This window comes from Pseudomonas gingeri (assembly GCF_013386115.1).
Taxonomy (GTDB): Bacteria; Pseudomonadota; Gammaproteobacteria; order Pseudomonadales; family Pseudomonadaceae; genus Aquipseudomonas; species Aquipseudomonas gingeri.
Window position 1 is genome coordinate 1 of record NZ_JACAOR010000014.1, and the last position, 17,511, is coordinate 17,511.

Annotated in this window: 17 protein-coding genes and 1 pseudogene; 10 read left to right on the forward strand and 8 right to left on the reverse strand. The window is 60.5% G+C overall.

Translation table 11 applies throughout. The annotated features are described in order from the left end of the window. Nucleotides 1–64: 64 nt before the first annotated feature. A pseudogene (locus tag HX881_RS32875) lies at nucleotides 65–190 on the reverse strand (LysE family translocator); the annotation flags it as partial. Nucleotides 191–342: 152 nt separating this feature from the next. Here HX881_RS32875 and HX881_RS26925 point away from each other — a divergent pair. Continuing rightward, the gene (locus tag HX881_RS26925) at nucleotides 343–969 is read left to right on the forward strand and encodes a LysE family translocator (RefSeq protein ID WP_177087477.1); all 627 of its coding nucleotides are present in this window, start codon (nucleotides 343–345) and stop codon (nucleotides 967–969) included. Nucleotides 970–1,151: 182 nt separating this feature from the next. Here HX881_RS26925 and HX881_RS26930 read toward each other — a convergent pair whose 3' ends face one another. Then, nucleotides 1,152–2,021, reverse strand: coding sequence for a GyrI-like domain-containing protein (locus HX881_RS26930; RefSeq protein WP_177087479.1), 870 nt, complete (start codon nucleotides 2,019–2,021; stop codon nucleotides 1,152–1,154). 224 nt (nucleotides 2,022–2,245) lie between these two features. Beyond that, complete coding sequence (locus tag HX881_RS26935) at nucleotides 2,246–3,163, reverse strand: LysR substrate-binding domain-containing protein (RefSeq protein ID WP_042934695.1); 918 nt, start codon at nucleotides 3,161–3,163, stop codon at nucleotides 2,246–2,248. A gap of 87 nt (nucleotides 3,164–3,250) precedes the next feature. Between HX881_RS26935 and HX881_RS26940 the strand changes: the two genes are divergently transcribed. From HX881_RS26940 to HX881_RS26970, 7 genes are all read left to right on the forward strand, one after another. Continuing rightward, nucleotides 3,251–3,505 (forward strand): epoxyqueuosine reductase QueH, encoded by a 255-nt coding sequence (locus tag HX881_RS26940; protein ID WP_246356594.1) that lies wholly within the window; start codon nucleotides 3,251–3,253, stop codon nucleotides 3,503–3,505. 182 nt (nucleotides 3,506–3,687) lie between these two features. After that, nucleotides 3,688–4,671 (forward strand): DUF1852 domain-containing protein, encoded by a 984-nt coding sequence (locus HX881_RS26945; protein ID WP_177087482.1) that lies wholly within the window; start codon nucleotides 3,688–3,690, stop codon nucleotides 4,669–4,671. Nucleotides 4,672–4,701: 30 nt separating this feature from the next. Then, nucleotides 4,702–5,730, forward strand: coding sequence for a methionine synthase (locus HX881_RS26950; protein WP_177087484.1), 1,029 nt, complete (start codon nucleotides 4,702–4,704; stop codon nucleotides 5,728–5,730). 8 nt (nucleotides 5,731–5,738) lie between these two features. Next, nucleotides 5,739–6,260, forward strand: coding sequence for a flavin reductase family protein (locus tag HX881_RS26955; protein ID WP_177087486.1), 522 nt, complete (start codon nucleotides 5,739–5,741; stop codon nucleotides 6,258–6,260). A 457-nt stretch (nucleotides 6,261–6,717) separates the two neighbouring features. Continuing rightward, nucleotides 6,718–7,392, forward strand: a complete 675-nt coding sequence (locus HX881_RS26960; protein WP_177087487.1) for a peroxiredoxin-like family protein — start codon at nucleotides 6,718–6,720, stop codon at nucleotides 7,390–7,392. A gap of 164 nt (nucleotides 7,393–7,556) precedes the next feature. Next, entirely contained in the window at nucleotides 7,557–8,669 is a 1,113-nt protein-coding gene (locus HX881_RS26965; RefSeq protein ID WP_177087489.1) for an alkene reductase, read from the forward strand. A gap of 136 nt (nucleotides 8,670–8,805) precedes the next feature. After that, nucleotides 8,806–9,717, forward strand: a complete 912-nt coding sequence (locus HX881_RS26970) for a crotonase/enoyl-CoA hydratase family protein (protein WP_177087491.1) — start codon at nucleotides 8,806–8,808, stop codon at nucleotides 9,715–9,717. Nucleotides 9,718–9,821: 104 nt separating this feature from the next. On the opposite strand, the gene HX881_RS26975 is transcribed toward HX881_RS26970, so the two are convergent. After that, entirely contained in the window at nucleotides 9,822–11,276 is a 1,455-nt protein-coding gene (locus HX881_RS26975; protein WP_177087493.1) for an MFS transporter, read from the reverse strand. A gap of 138 nt (nucleotides 11,277–11,414) precedes the next feature. Here HX881_RS26975 and HX881_RS26980 point away from each other — a divergent pair, with 138 nt between their 5' ends. Beyond that, nucleotides 11,415–12,305: a LysR family transcriptional regulator gene (locus HX881_RS26980; protein ID WP_177087495.1), complete on the forward strand. Its 891-nt coding sequence runs from the start codon at nucleotides 11,415–11,417 to the stop codon at nucleotides 12,303–12,305. Nucleotides 12,306–12,314: 9 nt separating this feature from the next. Here HX881_RS26980 and HX881_RS26985 read toward each other — a convergent pair whose 3' ends face one another. Both HX881_RS26985 and HX881_RS26990 read right to left on the reverse strand, forming a co-directional pair. Next, entirely contained in the window at nucleotides 12,315–12,530 is a 216-nt protein-coding gene (locus tag HX881_RS26985; RefSeq protein WP_017124682.1) for a hypothetical protein, read from the reverse strand. Nucleotides 12,531–12,600: 70 nt separating this feature from the next. Then, nucleotides 12,601–13,161 (reverse strand): GNAT family N-acetyltransferase, encoded by a 561-nt coding sequence (locus HX881_RS26990; RefSeq protein WP_017124681.1) that lies wholly within the window; start codon nucleotides 13,159–13,161, stop codon nucleotides 12,601–12,603. Nucleotides 13,162–13,286: 125 nt separating this feature from the next. Between HX881_RS26990 and HX881_RS26995 the strand changes: the two genes are divergently transcribed. Beyond that, nucleotides 13,287–13,874: a LysE family translocator gene (locus HX881_RS26995; protein ID WP_177087497.1), complete on the forward strand. Its 588-nt coding sequence runs from the start codon at nucleotides 13,287–13,289 to the stop codon at nucleotides 13,872–13,874. A 4-nt stretch (nucleotides 13,875–13,878) separates the two neighbouring features. Here the strand turns inward: HX881_RS26995 and HX881_RS27000 are convergent, their stop codons facing one another. After that, nucleotides 13,879–14,715: a helix-turn-helix transcriptional regulator gene (locus tag HX881_RS27000; RefSeq protein WP_177087499.1), complete on the reverse strand. Its 837-nt coding sequence runs from the start codon at nucleotides 14,713–14,715 to the stop codon at nucleotides 13,879–13,881. A 123-nt stretch (nucleotides 14,716–14,838) separates the two neighbouring features. Beyond that, nucleotides 14,839–17,319, reverse strand: a complete 2,481-nt coding sequence (locus HX881_RS27005; protein WP_281367742.1) for a hypothetical protein — start codon at nucleotides 17,317–17,319, stop codon at nucleotides 14,839–14,841. Nucleotides 17,320–17,511 lie beyond the last annotated feature (192 nt).

Genomic DNA, 17,511 nt, shown 5'->3' on the forward strand with positions numbered 1-17,511 from the left:
TCCGACTTATTCAACAGAATCGGCCGAGAGCGGTCTACCGCGAGAATTTATATTGTCCATCGTTTGGCTTACTCGCCGCGACCAGAAACTCCTGGCGGGCGAGGGCGGGCAGGCTGGCCGGTGCGCCAGCCGCCTTGGCTTCGGCCTCGGGGTTGGCGCACCAGAGCTGGATGGCGAGGTAGATCAGATATAATCATTACTGGCCAACTTTTTAGATGCCGTCAAAAGGATTATTTAACCTCTCCATCCCTGACTGTAGCGGCCAAATCCATCCTCACTGTATCTGCTTCTGCCTGACTAACGCCGGTTAGCATGACTCCTTCCCCGAGGAAGTATTACCCCATGCCGGACGCCACCAATCTCTACCTGTTCATTGTTGCCGCCTTGCTGTTGCTGGTTGTTCCCGGCCCTAACATGGCTATCGTCACCAGCCATGCGGTTGCCCACGGCTGGCGCTTCGGCCTCGCCGCCGCTCTGGGAATAACCCTGGCCGATGTGCTGATGACCGTCGCGGTGAGCACGGGTCTTGGTGCGCTGGTCATGAGCTGGGCTCCGGCATTTGACTTGCTGCGGTGGGCCGGTGCTTGCTATCTGATGTGGTTGGCCTGGCAGGCCTTGAAGACTTCCCCTGCGGATACGGATACTCAAGCCACGCAGGCTTCGATGCGCAAGATTTTTGCCCGAGCCACGCTCAACAGCCTGCTGAACCCCAAGGCGCTGTTGTTCTTCATGGTGTTCCTGCCACAGTTCGTCACCGTGGGTAGCAGCATCACCTCGCAACTGATGTTCCTGGGGTTGCTGCTCGCGCTGATCGCATTGATCTTCCATTCCCTGCTCGGCTTATGCGCCGGACGTCTGCATGGGCGCCTGCGCGAAGGCGTACTCTCCAAACGCCTTGGTGCGTATAGCTTCGCTGTGGTGATGACAGCTCTGGCGGTACGTTTACTGGTGCTCAACCGGCAGGGTTGAAGGCTCGCCTGGATGGTTCGACGCGGGGAAAAGGGGACAGGGGAAAAGGGGACAGATTTATTTACCGGGGAAAAGGGGACAGATTTATTTACTGGGAAACAGTCCGCTTCTGGCCGAAAGCTGCCGCCCGGTCAATGCGTGTCACCGATCGAGCGGCAAGCCGGGCCGGAAGCCAGCCTCGCCTATTTCAACGGAACGTAAATATCCGTTTGCCATTGATCCTGCGGCGTTTCGGGAAAGACGCTCAGGTAATGGAAGAACAACGGATGATCCCGAAGCTCTTCTTTACTGGAGGGAAGCCAGTCGCGGTAAAGCGGGTAGATGGTTTCTCCGATGTAGTCAGGTGAGCCCGTATGGCGAATCACGGCACAACGCCCTGCGGGGATGACTCGTTCATGCACACCGAATTCATTGGGCAGTACGGCCTCCTTTATCTCGCCGCAAATCGCGAACCGAAAGTCCTCTGCGGACGTGGTATCGGGATTGTCGTAGGGGATGCCAAAGGAGCGGCTCAGGGCCACCGGCGACTGGCCGCTCCGCATGCGCCATTGACGGAAAAGATTGACGCTTTCACTGACGAGGCCGGGAGCCCCGCGATGCTCAAGCGCTGCCACGCGGGTTTCGGCGAACTCCACGATACGTATCTGCATGGTGATACTCCTGGAAAAGTGAGGGATAACGAATACCGCACTCCAGAGCTGCCAGTTCGGTGCCTTTGCGAACGCACTCGGCGTCATGCCGAAGGCTCGCTTGAACGCCCTTGAAAAGGCCTCGGGGCTTTCGAAGCCAGCACTGAGCGCTGTCTCCAGAACGGACTGATCAGGTGAGCCGACCAATTGGTGCGCGGCGCGCCGAAGCCTCATCAACTGCACATACTGTGCAACCGGAACGCCGACATACGCCGTGAACTGTCGATGAAAATGGAACGCCGAGAAGTTGGCGATCCGGCTCAATGCATTCACCGACAGATCGCCTTCGAGGTACGTATCGATGTAGGCGAGCACAGCGTCGAATCGTTTTGCATAGGCATGGCTGCTACTTAAGTCAGTCACCGAACGAAAACTCCTGAAGATGCGGTGAGCAATAGCATCCGCCTTTGCGCCCTCGATGTTCCTAGCCGGGTTTGCTCTGATTGGGTTTGGCCTCGCAGTGGAGAGCTGCCGCTTCGCTCACTGCGCAGGGGTCAATCTGTTGCGTCGACCGGTTGAATCCACAACCCCAAGCAGACACTCACGGACGCTGTATCTAGAGCGACAGGTCTGAACGCGGAGTGCTATTAACGAACCGCGCTGATGCCTTCCAGCGTCGAGAAAGAAGTATCTTTCGCCGTCAGTAAAAAGTCTTGCATGTATGGCGTTGCCAGCATGTCTGAACGCACCGCAGCGAACAGAGTCGGAAACAAGCCGTTGTCGCCCAGGCGCCGCGCTGTGACATAACCACGAGACGTGTATTCGTATAGCGCCCAGTTCGGCAAGCAGCAAACGCCCCTACCTGATGCCACTAATTGCATCATCATCACGGTCATCTCTGACGTTCGAACGTTGAGTGGCTCGACATCGGCTGGATCGAGGAAGCGTGTGAAGATATCCAGGCGGTCCCGTTCGATGGGGTAGGTGATCAGCGTGAAGGGTTTCAAGTCGATTGGCAGAATGACGTTTTTTCCAACCAGTGGATGGTGATTATCCACTGCCAGTAATGCTTCATAGGCAAACAGCGGCACGTAGGTAATGCCGTTCAGGTTGATTGGATCGGATGTTACGACCAGATCCAGATCCCCACGAGCCAGTGCAGGTAGTGGTGCGAAAGAAAACCCTGATGCCAGATCCATCTCTACCTCGGGCCATGAGGTCCTGAAGGCGTCGATGGCTGGCATTAACCACTGAAAGCAGCTGTGGCACTCAATAGCCATGTGCAAACGTCCAGCGGAGCCCCCCGCTAGCCGGCTGAAATCGCGTTCGGCTTCCCTCAGCAATGGCAGGACTTCGTCAGCCAGTCTCAGCAATCTCAGGCCCGCGCTGGTAAAGCGCATCGGCTTTGATTTGCGCGTGAACAATGTCATTCCCATCCGCTCTTCCAACTCCTTCATCTGATGGGAAATGGCTGACTGAGTAAGATTCAGGCGCTCAGCCGTTTCAACCAGGCTGCTGGTGTCACGCATGGCTTGAACGGTTTTAAGATGACGAATATCGATCATAATTATGAATAAAATTTGAGTTGAGTGGTATTAGGATTAGTTTGCCTCACCATAGATCAATTAACGACAATGGGTCCAGCGAAAGGCATGGAGCCTGAACCTGAGCGTGGCGTGCGTTGCACGCTGTGCTTTGAGCGTACGGTCCTGTACGCCTTCGAACATGGCTTCAGCGTCATCAGCAGTTCGTTGTGGATTTCTCGTTGGAAAGACATGAAGCAGATCACCGATAGCGGTATCCGCAGCACACGGAAATACCCCGACGCCACTGATTGGGATTACAGATGGCGCAAGAGTGGTGGCGTCGCTCGTGATCGAAGCGGTCACGCAGATCCGCCATCATGAGCGCGACTAATGATTTTTTGAAATCAATTCGTTTTTGTTCATACAGCCTCCCTGCTTAAAATGCGTGCAGCTCTTCACAATGGTCGATCTACAGGCTGCCGAGTGAAGGAACAGAAAGTTGATCAAAGCTGAAAGAAGCAAGACGCCAGTTCAGCTTTGTCGAAATACAGGTGCGGGTCACGATGAAAAACGAATTCACATTTGCTATCAAGAGCATTTGTTTCGATGAGAACTATTGTCCGTCGGACAAGACGCGGATTACCACCAACTTTGCCAATCTGGCGCGAGGAGAGAGTCGTCAGGAGAATTTGCGTAACACCCTGAAGATGATCGACAACCGCTTCAACACTCTGGCGCATTGGGACAATCCTGAAGGTGATCGTTACACGGTCGAGCTGGAAATCATTTCCGCTGAAATGAATATCGATGCGCATCTCAGTGGTAATGCCATCCCGTTGATCGAGGTGTTGAAAACCACCATCGTTGACAGGAAAACCAACGAGCGCATCGAGGGCATTGTCGGAAACAACTTCTCCTCCTATGTGCGGGATTACGATTTCAGTGTCGTGTTGCTGGAGCACAACAAGAATCAGGCCGGGTTCAGTACGCCAGACGGTTTCGGCGATCTGCACGGCAAGCTGTTCAAATGCTTCGTCAACTCGGACGCCTACAGAGAGCACTTCAAAAAGCCACCTGTCATCTGCCTGAGCGTTTCGAGCAGCAGAACTTACCAGCGCACCGAGAACCAGCATCCTGTACTGGGTGTTGAATATCAGCAGGATGAATATTCCCTGACGGATGAATACTTCAAAAAGATGGGCTTGAAGGTCCGCTATTTCATGCCGCCGAACAGTGCAGCGCCGTTGGCTTTCTATTTCTCCGGCGATTTGCTCGATGATTACAGCAATCTTGAGCTGATCGGTACGATCAGCACGATGGACACTTTCCAGAAGATCTATCGCCCCGAGATTTACAACGCGAATTCCGCGGCCGGGAAAGTCTATCAGCCCAGCTTGAAACACCAGGACTACTCGTTGACTCGAATCGTGTACGACCGAGATGAGCGCAGTCGTCTGGCTGTTGAGCAGGGGAAGTTTGCTGGAGAGCACTTCATCAAGCCTTATCAGACCATTCTTGAGCAATGGTCTGCCAGTTACGCTCTTTGAGTCATTGAAAATACAAGGTTTTAATCGGCTATGAAAAAACTGTTACCGACTTCAACTGCTGGCAGCTTGCCTAAACCTTCCTGGCTCGCACAGCCTGAAACCCTCTGGTCGCCCTGGAAATTGCAGGATGAAGGGTTGATCGAGGGCAAACAGGATGCATTGCGCCTGGCGCTGCAAGAGCAGCAGCACGCTGGCATCGATATCGTCAGTGACGGCGAACAGACGCGTCAGCACTTTGTGACCACATTTATCGAGCACCTCGAAGGGGTCGATTTCGAAAAGCGCGAAACCGTCAGGATTCGCGATCGCTACGATGCCAGCGTACCCACGGTGGTGGGGGCTGTTGCCCGCAAGAAGCCAGTTTTTGTAGAAGACGCGAAGTTCCTGCGTCAACAAACCGGGCAACCGATCAAATGGGCTCTGCCAGGCCCCATGACCATGATCGACACGCTCTTTGATGCCCACTACAAGAGTCGTGAAAAGCTGGCTTGGGAGTTCGCCAGGATCCTCAACCAGGAGGCCAGGGAACTCGAAGCTGCTGGCGTCGACATCATTCAATTCGATGAGCCTGCATTCAATGTGTTCTTCGATGAGGTGAACGAGTGGGGCGTTGCCACCCTGGAACGGGCCATCGAAGGACTCAAATGCGAAACGGCAGTGCATATCTGTTACGGCTACGGCATCAAGGCCAACACCGACTGGAAAAAGACCTTGGGTTCAGAATGGCGCCAGTATGAAGAGGCGTTCCCCAAGTTGCAGAAATCAAGCATCGATATCGTCTCGCTGGAGTGCCATAACTCTCACGTTCCAATGGATCTGATCGAACTCATTCGCGGCAAGAAAGTGATGGTCGGTGCCATCGACGTGGCAAACCATACCATTGAGACGCCTGAGGAAGTGGCCAATACCCTGCGCAAGGCACTTCAGTTCGTCGATGCCGACAAGCTCTATCCATGCACCAACTGCGGCATGGCGCCATTGCCTCGCCAGGTAGCAAGGGGCAAGTTGAATGCGTTGAGCGCCGGTGCAGAGATCATCCGCAAAGAGCTGTCGAACTAGGATTTAGCATGTCACTCCCTGCCACTGAGACAGTTACTGCCATTGAGCCCGTGAGCTTTCGTGAGGCGCTCGGACACTACGCTTCCGGTATTACGGTGATTACATCGCACACCGGTGACGAGCCGATTGGCTTTACGTGTCAGTCGTTCTATAGCGTGTCGATGAACCCGCCGCTGGTGTCGTTCAGTGTCATGCGCAGTTCGGCCAGTTATCCGAAAATTCGCGAGGCGGGTCGATTCGCAGTCAATATTCTATCCGGTGAACAGGTCAGGATTTCCAACCAGTTCGCTCGCCGGGGCACGGATAAATGGCAGGGAATCGAATGGCAGCAATCACCGCTGGGCAATCCGGTTATTGCCGACAGTCTGCATTGGCTGGATTGTGAAATTCACGCTGAATATGTTGCGGGTGATCATGTGATCGTGATTGGTGAAGTGAAAGCGTTAAACCTGCATAAAGCCGACGCGGCGCAGCCGTTGCTGTATTTCAAAGGGCAGTACCGCAATTTGGCGGCACACGGCGCCGTTTGAGCGAAGAGTCTCTGGCAGTGTGTAACGGAGTGGCCAGAGGTCACTCCGTTGCTTTGTATTGACGCGACCACCCGGCTAATCACAACGCTCGCACCGGAATGCACAGCTCGCCGTCGAGCTCACCGGCTACCGGATCGTAGTGGGCGTCCTTCGATCGTTCCCACGCTCTGCGTGGTCATGCAGCCCATGATGCTCTGCGTCATATCACCACGGTTTTTGTCATGTGCGTCCTGCTTTAGGAGAGCCTGGGAGAAGCGTGTCCGACATCATCTTTTTTGCATGATCATGGTCTCGGATCAAGCTTGCCCATTCTTCCGGGGAATAATAGAAATGCCCGGGAGCGCTCTACAACGCAGGTGTATCCGTCAGTAACTTTGAGCTCCTGGGCCGCTAACCCGCGAACCAGCCTCGATGGACGCGCCACTTCGCGTTCATCATCTTACTGACGGAGAGCAACATGAATTTGCAAGCAAGACTCGACGCGTTCAGGGCCGATTTCGAGGCCGGCAAGCCTCCTTATCATGCGCCTCGCGTGGTCGTCGAAACGATGCACAAGGCAACCGCCGAGCTGAAGGCCAGCGGCCAGGCCGAGCGAGCCAGGAAGGTCGGCGACAAGGCCCCGTCGTTCACTCTCAGAGACCCGGACGGTAAAACCGTCTCGTCGGCGGAACTGCTCGCAAAAGGGCCGCTGGTGGTCAGCTTTTATCGCGGAGTCTGGTGCCCGTACTGCAACCTGGAGTTGCAAGCACTGCAGGCTAGCCTGCCCGAATTCGAAAAGCTGGGTGCCAGCCTGGTCGCGATCTCGCCGCAGACCGCCCCCAATAGCCGGCGCTCCGTTCGTGACAATGAAGTCACGTTCCCGATCCTTTCGGATGAAAAAGGCAAGGTAGGTGAGGCTTTCGGTCTGAAATTCAAGCTGCCCGATTATCTGGTCGAACTGTACAAGAGCTTCAAGAACGACCTGCCGAACTTCAATGACGATCCTGAGTGGACCCTGCCGATGCCGGCGCGTTACGTCATCGCCCAGGACGGCACGATCGTGTATGCCGAAGTCAATCCCGACTATACACAGCGCCCGGATCCCTCTGAACTGCTGCCGGCGCTGCGCAAGGCCAGCATGATCGAGACCTGAGCCTGCATGGTCGATGGCGCTGAAGGACCGGTGTATCCGGGCCGACACGATCAGCTCGGGCGCGATCGACACTCCCATCATTGACAGCCGGGTCTCCTCCTCCGAGGAGGCCGCAGCGCTTCGTCCCCAAGTCTCGACGCCCCCATTAAAAACGAGAATGAATCATGTCTAAACTGTTCACCCCGGCCCGGATTGGGCAGCTCCGTTTGGCGCACCGCGTCGTATTGGCTCCGCTCACCCGCCTGCGTACCGAAGAGGGCGACGTACCCGGAGACCTGATGGTCGAGTACTACGCCCAACGGGCTTCCAGGGGAGGCTTACTGATCGCCGAGGCGACTAGCGTGTCGCCCATGGGTATCGCCTACGCCCGTGGGCCTGGCATTCATACTGACGAGCAGGTCGCGGGATGGAAGAAGGTGACCGATGCCGTCCACGCCAAAGGCGCGAGCATCTATCTTCAACTCTGGCATGGCGGTCGTCAGGCGCATCCGGACAACATGAACGGTGAACTGCCGGTTGCCCCTTCTGCGATCGCGGCCAAGGAAAAATCCGTTGTGCGCGACGGCGACGGCATCGCCGAGGCAGACCAGGTGGTGCCGAGGGCGCTGCGTCTCGATGAAATACCCGGCGTGATCGAGGAGTATCGGCGCGGTGCCGAGCGCGCCAAGGCCGCGGGCTTCGATGGTGTTGAGGTGCATGGCGCGAACGGCTACCTGCCCGACCAGTTCCTGCAAGATGGTACCAATCATCGCGACGATGCCTATGGAGGTTCGATCGAGAACCGCGCGCGCTTCATGCTCGACGTTGTCGAGGCGGCGGTTTCGGTGTGGGGCGGCGATCGCGTGGCGGTGCGGATTTCTCCGAGCGGCCAGTTCGGCACCATGTCGGACAGCAACCCCACGGCGACATTCGGCTACCTGGCGAAGAAGCTCAACCCTTTCGGTCTGGCCTATCTGCACGTCATCGAGCCGCGCATCCGTGGCTACGAGGACATTGAGCTGAACGTTCCGGCCGTCGCGTCCAAGGGACTGCGCGGCATCTTCGAGGGGCCAATCATTGCCGCCGGTGGTTTCACCAAGGAAACCGCCGAGGAGATCGTCGCTTCTGGAGATGCGGACCTGGTAGCTTTCGGCCGTCCGTTCATTTCCAACCCGGATCTGCCTGAGCGGCTGCGGATCAACGCGCCGCTCAACCCTTACGATCGCAATACCTTCTACGGGGGGCGTGACGCGGGTTACACCGACTACGCCTTCCTCGACGAGGGCGCCGTTGCGTAACGAATCTGGCCAGACTCATAGCCCTGGTCTCGGGAGACCCGCGCGGCATCAGCCGCGCGAGTGCCCTGGCGCTTGTCGCGAAGAGGCCGAGATCGCTGCCCACTCGCACAGCCACCTTCATGAAAAGGAAACATCGATGCAGAAATTATTCCGGACGATCATCATGTTCTCAGCGCTCTCGCTGCCCACCGGGGCCGTCTTTGCGCAAACCATCGACAAGATCGAGTCACGTCCTGACAACGTAACAATGGTCGATATTCCGACAAGTTCATCCCATAAGATTACCGTCGAGCGTCGCGGTGAGATCGTATTGATTGGTATCAACCGACCCAACATTCAGAACCGGATTGATCCGGAAGCGTATCTGGCCCTCGCCAAGGCATATTACGACTACGACCATGATCCATCACTTCGTGCCGCTGTGTTGTTCGGACACGGGGACAATTTCTCTCAGGGCCTTGACGTTGAGGGTTTTAAGGCCGTTGCCAGCTCAGGCGGAACCACGCTCGGTGATGGGCTGATCGACCCGCTTGGCAAGAAAATGCCCGGCCTCACCAAACCGCTGATCGTCGCGGTCCACGGCGACACCTGGAATATGGCGCATGAGCTGTTTCTTGTTGCCGACATACGGGTCGCGGCGAACAACACCAATTTCGGACAGGATGAAAATACGCATGGTCGTTTCCCGGGCGGTGGATCGACAGTGCGATTCGTGCGCGAAGCCGGTTGGGCCAACGCAATGCGCTACATTCTTACGGGAGATCATTGGACCGCCCGTGAGGCCTATCGCATGGGAACGGTCCAGGAGATCCCCGATCCACAGTCAGCCCTCGACAAGGCGATCGAGCTGGCGAACAGGATCGCCGCAAATGGACCTTTAGGGATCAAGGCATCGCTGGCATCTGCGCATCGGACTATCGACCCGGTGCAAGCCGACGCTCTATCCGAACTGGATGCGCAACGCGCAACGCTCTATAAATCAAACGACTTTCAGGAGGGGCGCAAGGCAGAGGCCGAAGGGAGATCACCTGTCTATCACGGGAATTGACAGCGCAGTTGAACGAATACAAGGGGTGAGCGAAGCGGGTTTGATTTTCGATAGAGCGGGAAACCGGTACTCCCGCTCATCGACTCATTTATCTCTCAGCCGACCTATTGACGACCTGTCCCTCGCGCCTGCCCGGTAAGGTGGTCACTGTGCATCGCCGTCGCCAGCGCAACGACGATCAGTCCCAGGGCCACGGCAAAGGTAGTGTGCATGCCGGCTGCCACCGCCTCGGGATCCGCCGTGATGATATCGCTGCTGGTCGTGGCGAATACAAATACCGCGCCCAAGGCCGCGGCGCCAGTGATCAGGCCGAGATTGCGCGACAGGTTGAGCAGGCCGGAAATCACGCCCCGCCGGTCTGCCGGGATTTCGCTCATGACGGCGGTATTGTTGGCCGTCTGGAACACGGCGTAGCCCAGGGTGAGGATCACCATGGGCACGATGTAGCCGGCGACACCCAGGGTCCGCGGCAGCAGCGATAACCCCAGGCAGCCGAGGGCGATGGCCAGCAACCCGGCGAGGGTCATGACGGGGGCGCCGAAACGGTCGGCGATCCGTCCGGCGGGTAGGCCGGCCAACGCCGCGACGGCGGGTCCGATCGCCAGGACCAGGCCTACCCGTGCCGGTTCCAGGCCGAGGGCGAGGGCCAGGTAGAACGGCCCGACCACCAGGGTCGCCATCAGTACCGTGGTAACCAGCGTGCTCATGACCAGGCTGGCGCTCAGCAAGTGGTCACGGAACATCGCCGGTTGGATCAGTGGCGAGGCGACCTTCGTCTCGACCCACGCGAAAAGCCCGGCACCCACGGCCGCTACCACCAGCAGGGCGATATTGAGCGAGCCGAAATGGTTGCGCCCCAGGGTCATGGCCAGTGCGTAGGCGCCCAGGGTCAGGGCCAGCAACGCCGTGCCCGGCAGGTCGAAGCTGGGGCGCCTGGCCTGGGTTGCAAGTGGATCGGCGGGCAGGTGGCGATAGGCGAGCAGCCAGGTCAGCAAGCCCAGCGGTACGCAGATCAGGAAGATCGCCTGCCAGCCGAATCCGGCGATCAGCATGCCACCCAGCGATGGCCCGAGGGCGGTGCCGATGGCCGAGGTGCTGCCGAGCAGGCCCATGGCGCTACCGGTGCGGGCCTTGGGCACGGTCTGGCCGACAAAGGCCAGGGTCAGCGCCATCATGATCGCCGCGCCAAGCCCTTGCAGCGCCCGCGCGCCAATCAGCCAGCCCAGTGTCGGTGCCAGGCCGCACAAGGCCGAGGCCGCGGTGGACAGGGCGATGCCGGACAGCAGCAGGCGACGCCGACCCAGCAGGTCGCCCAGGCGTCCGACGCTGACGATCAGCGTGGTGATCGCCAGCAGATAGGCGAGGACGACCCACTGGACCTGCTGGAAGGACGCCTCGAAGGCCTGGGCCAGGGTCGGCAGGCCGACGTTGGCGATGTTGGTGCCGAGGGACGACAGCAGCATGGACAGGGCCAGGCTGCCCAGGGCCCAGCGTACGGAGGGTGCATCGCTGCCATGGTTTGCGGTGGCTTGATGTCGTGCGGTGGTGGTGACTTTCATCCCGTCCTCTTTTCCCGGCGCTGCCGATACGCAGCTACCGGAAATCTACGCTGGCCCCTACTATGGCGGAAGGCGCATGGGTTGCAGATTATTCGTGCGTCTGACGCTATCCATGACTCACCTGAAGCGGGGCTGCCGATGTCGACACCTGACCTGAATCTGTTGCTGACCCTCGATGTGCTGCTGGCCGAGGGCAGCGTGGCGCGAGCCGCCGAGCGTTTGCGCCTGAGTCCTTCGGCGATGAGCCGGGCGTTGGCGCGCCTGCGGGAAACCACCGGCGACCCGCTGCTGGTCCGGGCCGGACGTGGCCTGGTGCCGACACCCCGGGCTCTGGAGTTGCGCGAGCGGGTCGGTCGTCTGGTGGAGGAGGCACAGGCGTTGTTACGGCCCGCCGAACAGCTGGATCTTGGGCAACTGGTCCGCACCTTCACCCTGCGCACCAGCGAAGGTTTCGTGGAAAATTTCGGCGCGGCGCTGATTGCCCGCATCGGCCAGCAGGCACCGGGTGTGCGCCTGCGCTTTGTGCAGAAGCCGGACAAGGACAGCACACCGCTGCGCGACGGTACGGTGGATCTGGAGACCGGCGTGGTGGGGAAGGCGGCGAGTCCGGAGCTGTTTACCCAGGCGCTGTTCCGCGACCGTTTTGTCGGTGTGGTGCGCGCGGGGCATCCGTTGAGCGAAGGGACGATAACTCCGGCCCGCTATGCGGCGGGCCAGCACATCAGCGTGTCCCGGCGTGGCCTCGACAAGGGGCCGATCGACGATGGACTCAAGCGCCTGGGCCTGGAGAGGGCGGTGCTGACGATTGTCGCGGGGTTCTCCACCGCGCTGGCGCTGGCCCGTTCCAGCGATCTGATTGCCAGTGTGCCGGAGCGCCATACCGCAAGGCTGCGATTGGGTATGCACAGCTTTGCCTTGCCGCTCGATGCGCCAGACTTCAGTGTATCGATGCTCTGGCACCCGAGGATGGACGCCGACCTGGCCCATCGCTGGTTACGTGGCTGCCTGCGGGAGGTCTGCGCGCTGTAGCGAATCGCTTCAGTCGCGCAGCATGCTCGCTCCGTACTCACTGAAGCTGCTGCCCAGGTTGCTGTTCATCGAGCCGTTCTGCTGGCTGACACGGGCGCTGCTGTTGTAGTGCTGCTGGCAACTCAGTGTCTCGCAGGCGCTGTTGTTGCTGGTAGTCACGCCGGAGCAGGCGCTCAACAACAGGCTGCCGATCACCAGTGCGGCTTTGACGAGGCTCGATTTCATAGTGGCTTTCCCTGGGCTGACACATTTTGTAATGGGTGCTCGGCCCATCTTACGCCTTCGTCCGCCGCGGCTACATGAAACTTTCCGGGCTCAGGTAGCGTTCGGCGCTGAGGCTGTAGAGCAGGCTGTGGGGCTGGCCCGGAACATCGTCCAGCTCGCCGTCGACGATCATCCGGGCGCGTTCCAGGGTACGGCGCGAGGGCAGATTGTCCGGCCGCACCAGGCCGATCACTTCGTTGCGCTCCAGGGTCCTGAAGGCCAGGTGCAGGGCGGCTTCGACCATTTCGCTGGCGTAGCCCTTGCCCCAGGCGTCCGGTGCAAAGCGGAAATACAGGTTCAGTCCGCTACGCGAGCCGAACAGGCCGTCCTGCAGTCCGCCGAAGCCCAGGACCGTCTGCGGGTGTTCCTTGTCGCACACGGCCCAGTAGCCGAAGCCCCGGCTCTTCCAGTGCTCGATCCAGTTGAACAGGTTGCTGCTGGTGGTTTCCAGGGACGCCGCGCCCTTGGGGTTGTAGCGATTGGTCTGCGGGTCGCCGTGGATGGCCTGGGCGACCTTGAGGTCGTCCGCCTGCACCGGACGCAGCAGCAGGCGGTGGGTCTCGATGATGGGGACAGGTGTGGAAGCCGACATGTGGGATGTTCCTCCAGAGCAACACGATGATCCTGATAATGCGCCGCCAGGGGAGTTTTCTTCAATACGCTGCCGGGGTGGTTGAGTACTTTGCCTGTCACATTTCACTGAGAGGGCAGTATTCGATGAGCGTTCTGATTTCCATGGCCGCCTTTGCGTTGGCGTCGTCCATCACCCCCGGCCCGGTCAATATCGTGGCCCTGAGTTCCGGCGCGCAGTTCGGTCTGCGCGCCAGCCTGCGGCACGTCACCGGCGCCACCGTGGGTTTCACCCTGCTGCTGGTGCTGATCGGCCTGGGACTGCATGAACTGTTGCTGGCGCTGCCCGCGCTGACGCGGGTGATCCAGCTCGGCGGCGTGGCGTTCCTGTTGTACATGGCCTGGAAGCTGGCGATGGACGACGGCTCGCTGCATGCCGGCCAACCCGGCAAGCGGCCGACCCTGGCGGTCGGCGCGGTGATGCAGTGGCTCAACCCCAAGGCCTGGCTGGCCTGCGTGGCGGGCATGGGGGCGTTTGCCGCCAACGGCGATACGCGGGTGGTGCTGGAGTTTGCCTTGATCTACTTCGTGATCTGCTATGGCTCGATTGCCTGCTGGGCCTTTGCCGGGACCTTTCTGCGCCGCTACCTGGAAAATCCCCGGGGCATGCGCCTGTTCAACCGGCTGATGGCGCTGTTGCTGGCCCTCAGCGCGATCTACCTGCTGCTGCCTTGAGCCGTCAGCCGCGGTACTGGCCGGGTGTCGCGGCCAGGTGTTGCTTGAACGCCCGCTGGAAGTGCGCCTGATCGGCGAAGCCGGCTTCCAGGGCGACATCGGCGATCAGCCGTCCACGGCGCAACTGGTTGCGCGCGTACTGGATGCGCCGGTTGACCAGGAAGGCGTGGGGCGTCATGCCATAGTGCTGCTTGAAGGCGCGGGTCAGGTAGGACGCCGACAGTTGCGCGGCCTGGCAGATATCCTCGAGTTTCAGCGCTTCGGTACAGTGCTTGTGGATATAGGCCGCGGCCCGTTCGAGCTTCTGGTTGATCTCGCGGGCGGGGATCGGCGCCGGGTTCAGGTGGTGTTGCAGCAGGGTGAAGAACTCGACGATGGCGCACTGTTTCTCCAGATGGGCGAGATCGTCGTCCACCAGTTGTTCGTAGAGCAGGTTCAAGCCCCGGAAGAGCAGTGGATCGGTGCTGTGGGTGGCTGAAAACGCCCGGAAATCCAGGTCCGGGCTGAACCCCAGTTCGTGCTGCAGGGACGTCAGCCAGGGCGTCTCGACATAGAACATCCGATAGGCCCAGGGCTGGTCGTCGATGGGGTTGCAAGCGTGCACCTCGCCGGGATTCATCAGCACCACGGTGCCGGCCTCGACCTGCCATTGCTGCTGTTCGTTGATATAGGTGCTGCGCCCGTGGGTGATCGCGCCAATGGAGAAATGCTCGTGGGAATGGCGTGCATAACAGACCTTGCGACCGTCCTGGATCGAACGGGCCTCGATAAACGGCAGGGTGGCATCGCGCCAGAAGTACGGGGCCCTGTCGTCAGGGTGGGCAGTGGCAGATCTGTGCATGGTCAAGTCCATTGATTCAGCCTGTGAAGGCCGGGCCGGGCAACGATGCCGGGCATCGACCTGCAGCAGCCGGCTTGCCGGCGATGAGGCCCTTGCGTAGTGCATCGCCCGCCAGCTTAGTCCCTACAGCAGGGTAGGTCTATCCAGCGCTTGCCAGGCCTGCGCGTCGCGGGCATCGGTGCGGGTCAGCCAGAGGTCGCCATGGCGTTCCAGAGCTTCGGCGGGCCATTCCAGCACGTGCTGCAAGGCGATCTTCACCCGCCGGCCGGGGTCCGAGCCATCGCGCAGGTCCCAGTCGGCCTCGAACTCGCGCAGGTGCAGGGTATCGCCGCTGAAGTCGATGAACTGCGGCCGGTTGCCCAGCCAGTCCGGCGCGGTCCGCAAGGTGTGTGCCTCGAGGTCGAGCAGCAGGAGTTTCCAGGCGCGCCGGCCGTGTTCGAAATCGCGATGCTCCAGGTAGAGTCGGGTCAGCGCCAGGTAACGTCCCTGGGGCGACCAGATCATCGATGGTGCGAGGTCGGACAGGGCGCAGCCGGAAGCGGTCAGCAGGTGGCCGCCCAGGCGTGCGACCTGACCACGCAGCAGGTCGTTGCCGTACTCGGTGGCGGTGCCGAACAACCAGGCGGCGTCCAGCCCGCTGGGGGATGGCTGGATGAAGTCGCCCTCGGCGGTGGCGATCTGTGGCTGGTTGACCACCCGCCAGGCCGGCAACGGTTCCAGTGTGTCGACGCCGAGCTTGAGTCGGCGAAGCTCGTAATAGAGTAGCGAGTCTTCCCGGTAATGACAGAACCCGCCGGCCTCTGCCGCCGGCCGGGCGGCTTCGGTAAAGCGCCGCAGGGGCGTGCCGGTGAGGTCCCGGGGCTGGCGCCCGCAGACCACCGCGACGCTGAGGATGGCGTCGCGAAAATCCACCAGTTCGGCGAGGCGTACTGCCGGTCCGTCGAGCAGGCGGCGGGTCTGGGGATCGGCCACGACCACCCGATCCGGCATCGCCGGTGTGTCGGTAAAGGGCATCAGCGCCAGGTGACAGGCGTCCTCGCTGAGCCGATGCTCCAGGCGCCAGAGACCGGGCAGGTTCCAGGTGTCCCGCTGCGGGCCGACCAGTTCGCAACGGTAGCCGCCGACGGCGTCCTGGTTGTCCCGCTCCCAGATGAAACGGGCACGGCTGCCATCCTTGAAGGCCGCGGATTCGATCTGCACGGCGGATGCCTGCCCGTCGCTGTCCAGCGGCAATACCAGGCGGATGCGCGCACGGTTCCAGTCGGCATCCTGTTCCCGTCCGAGGGGATCGTGACCGACGAGGATTTCCGAATCGCTATGGATGTTGTGCAACTGGTAGCCGAAGCGCCCGTTGTCGGGTTGATTCAGCGGCAGGTAGCTTTCCAGCCAGACGAACTGTGCGTCCAGCGCCACCGGATCGCTCCAGTAGCCCGAGGGGCTGCGGTCGCTGGCGCTCCAGGGCGTGCGCAAGGCGCGCCAGCCCTGGCCCTGTTGCCAGAGCCACAGGCCATGGAGCTGGCCGGACGTTGGCGCGGTGGGCGTGGCGACACAGACCAGAAGCTGGCTGTCTTCGCTCCAGATCATCGGCGTCTGCGCCTTGACCAGCAGCGCTGCGGGTTCGCCGTCCAGGCTCAGGCGGTAGTCCGGATGCAGCAGCGGTGCCAGGGGTTGCTCCAGCTCCAGCAGGTTGGCGGGCAGGCTCAGTTGGCCTTCCAGCAGGTGCCGGCCGTCCGGGGAGCGCTGTTCGATCTGCTGCCGGGCCAGGGCCTGCTGCCAATGGCCGGGTTCGAGCCAGAGATCGCCGGCGGGCAGCAGGTCCACGGCGTCGGCGTCCTTGAGCAGCGTCTCCAGGGCGATCAGGTCCGCGCTGTTGTCCACCAGCGGGCTGTAGCGTCCGCCGAGGCCGTGCTCATTGAAGGTGTCCAGTTCCCAGAAACGATCGTTGTGACAACGATAGAGGCGGCGCAATGGCCGGTCGAGAATCACCAGCCCCCAGTCCTGGCGCGACGGCACCGGTGCGGCGAAATAGCGGCCATCGCTGGAGAAGCGGGCCGACGAGCCGAGCCCCTCGAGCAGGATGCCGTCGGGAAACAGGTAGTCGCAGGTGACCGGACCGCCCATGGCGATTTCGCTGTAGTTGTAGACCCGGATCGGTTCGCCCTCCGGAGTGTGGGTCGGTTCCTGGCCGCCCCACGCACTGGCGCCGGCTTGACCGGAAGCCGGTTCGGGTTCCGGCACCAGGCCGAGCTTGCGTTCCCAGAGGCTCACACAGGCCAGTCCGGGGAAAATGGCGATAAAGGCGGCGGCGATGTTCCAGTACTCGGGGAGGGCGCGCCCCAGGCTGAAGCCCAGGCCGAACACCGCCGCGATCATCAGTCGGGCCGCACCCCGTGCACCGGGTAGCCAGGCGAATCGCGCGCACAGCCACATCGCGCCGGCACAGCCGAGCACCACGGCGAAGGCGAGGGGTGGCGGCAGGATCATCACGAAGAAAATCGGTACCACCAGCACCAGGATCTGCCAGATCAATTCCAGCAACAGGCGGCCTATGCTCTTTGATTCGTTGCTCTTTGATTCGTGGGTTTCGTTACGGGCGGCGCTCACGGATGACATCCTGTGCGGTGATGGCGGAGGGCGAGTATGACGGTTGCCGTGGTCGCCTGGCATGTTTTGGCGTCGGGTTGTGGCGCCGGTCACAGGTCGTGTCGGTAGAACGCCGAGGGATATACAAGGTCTATATCGTTGTACAGGTTCATTTCTTGTCATACGCTTGCACGACCGCAAGCCTGGGAAGTC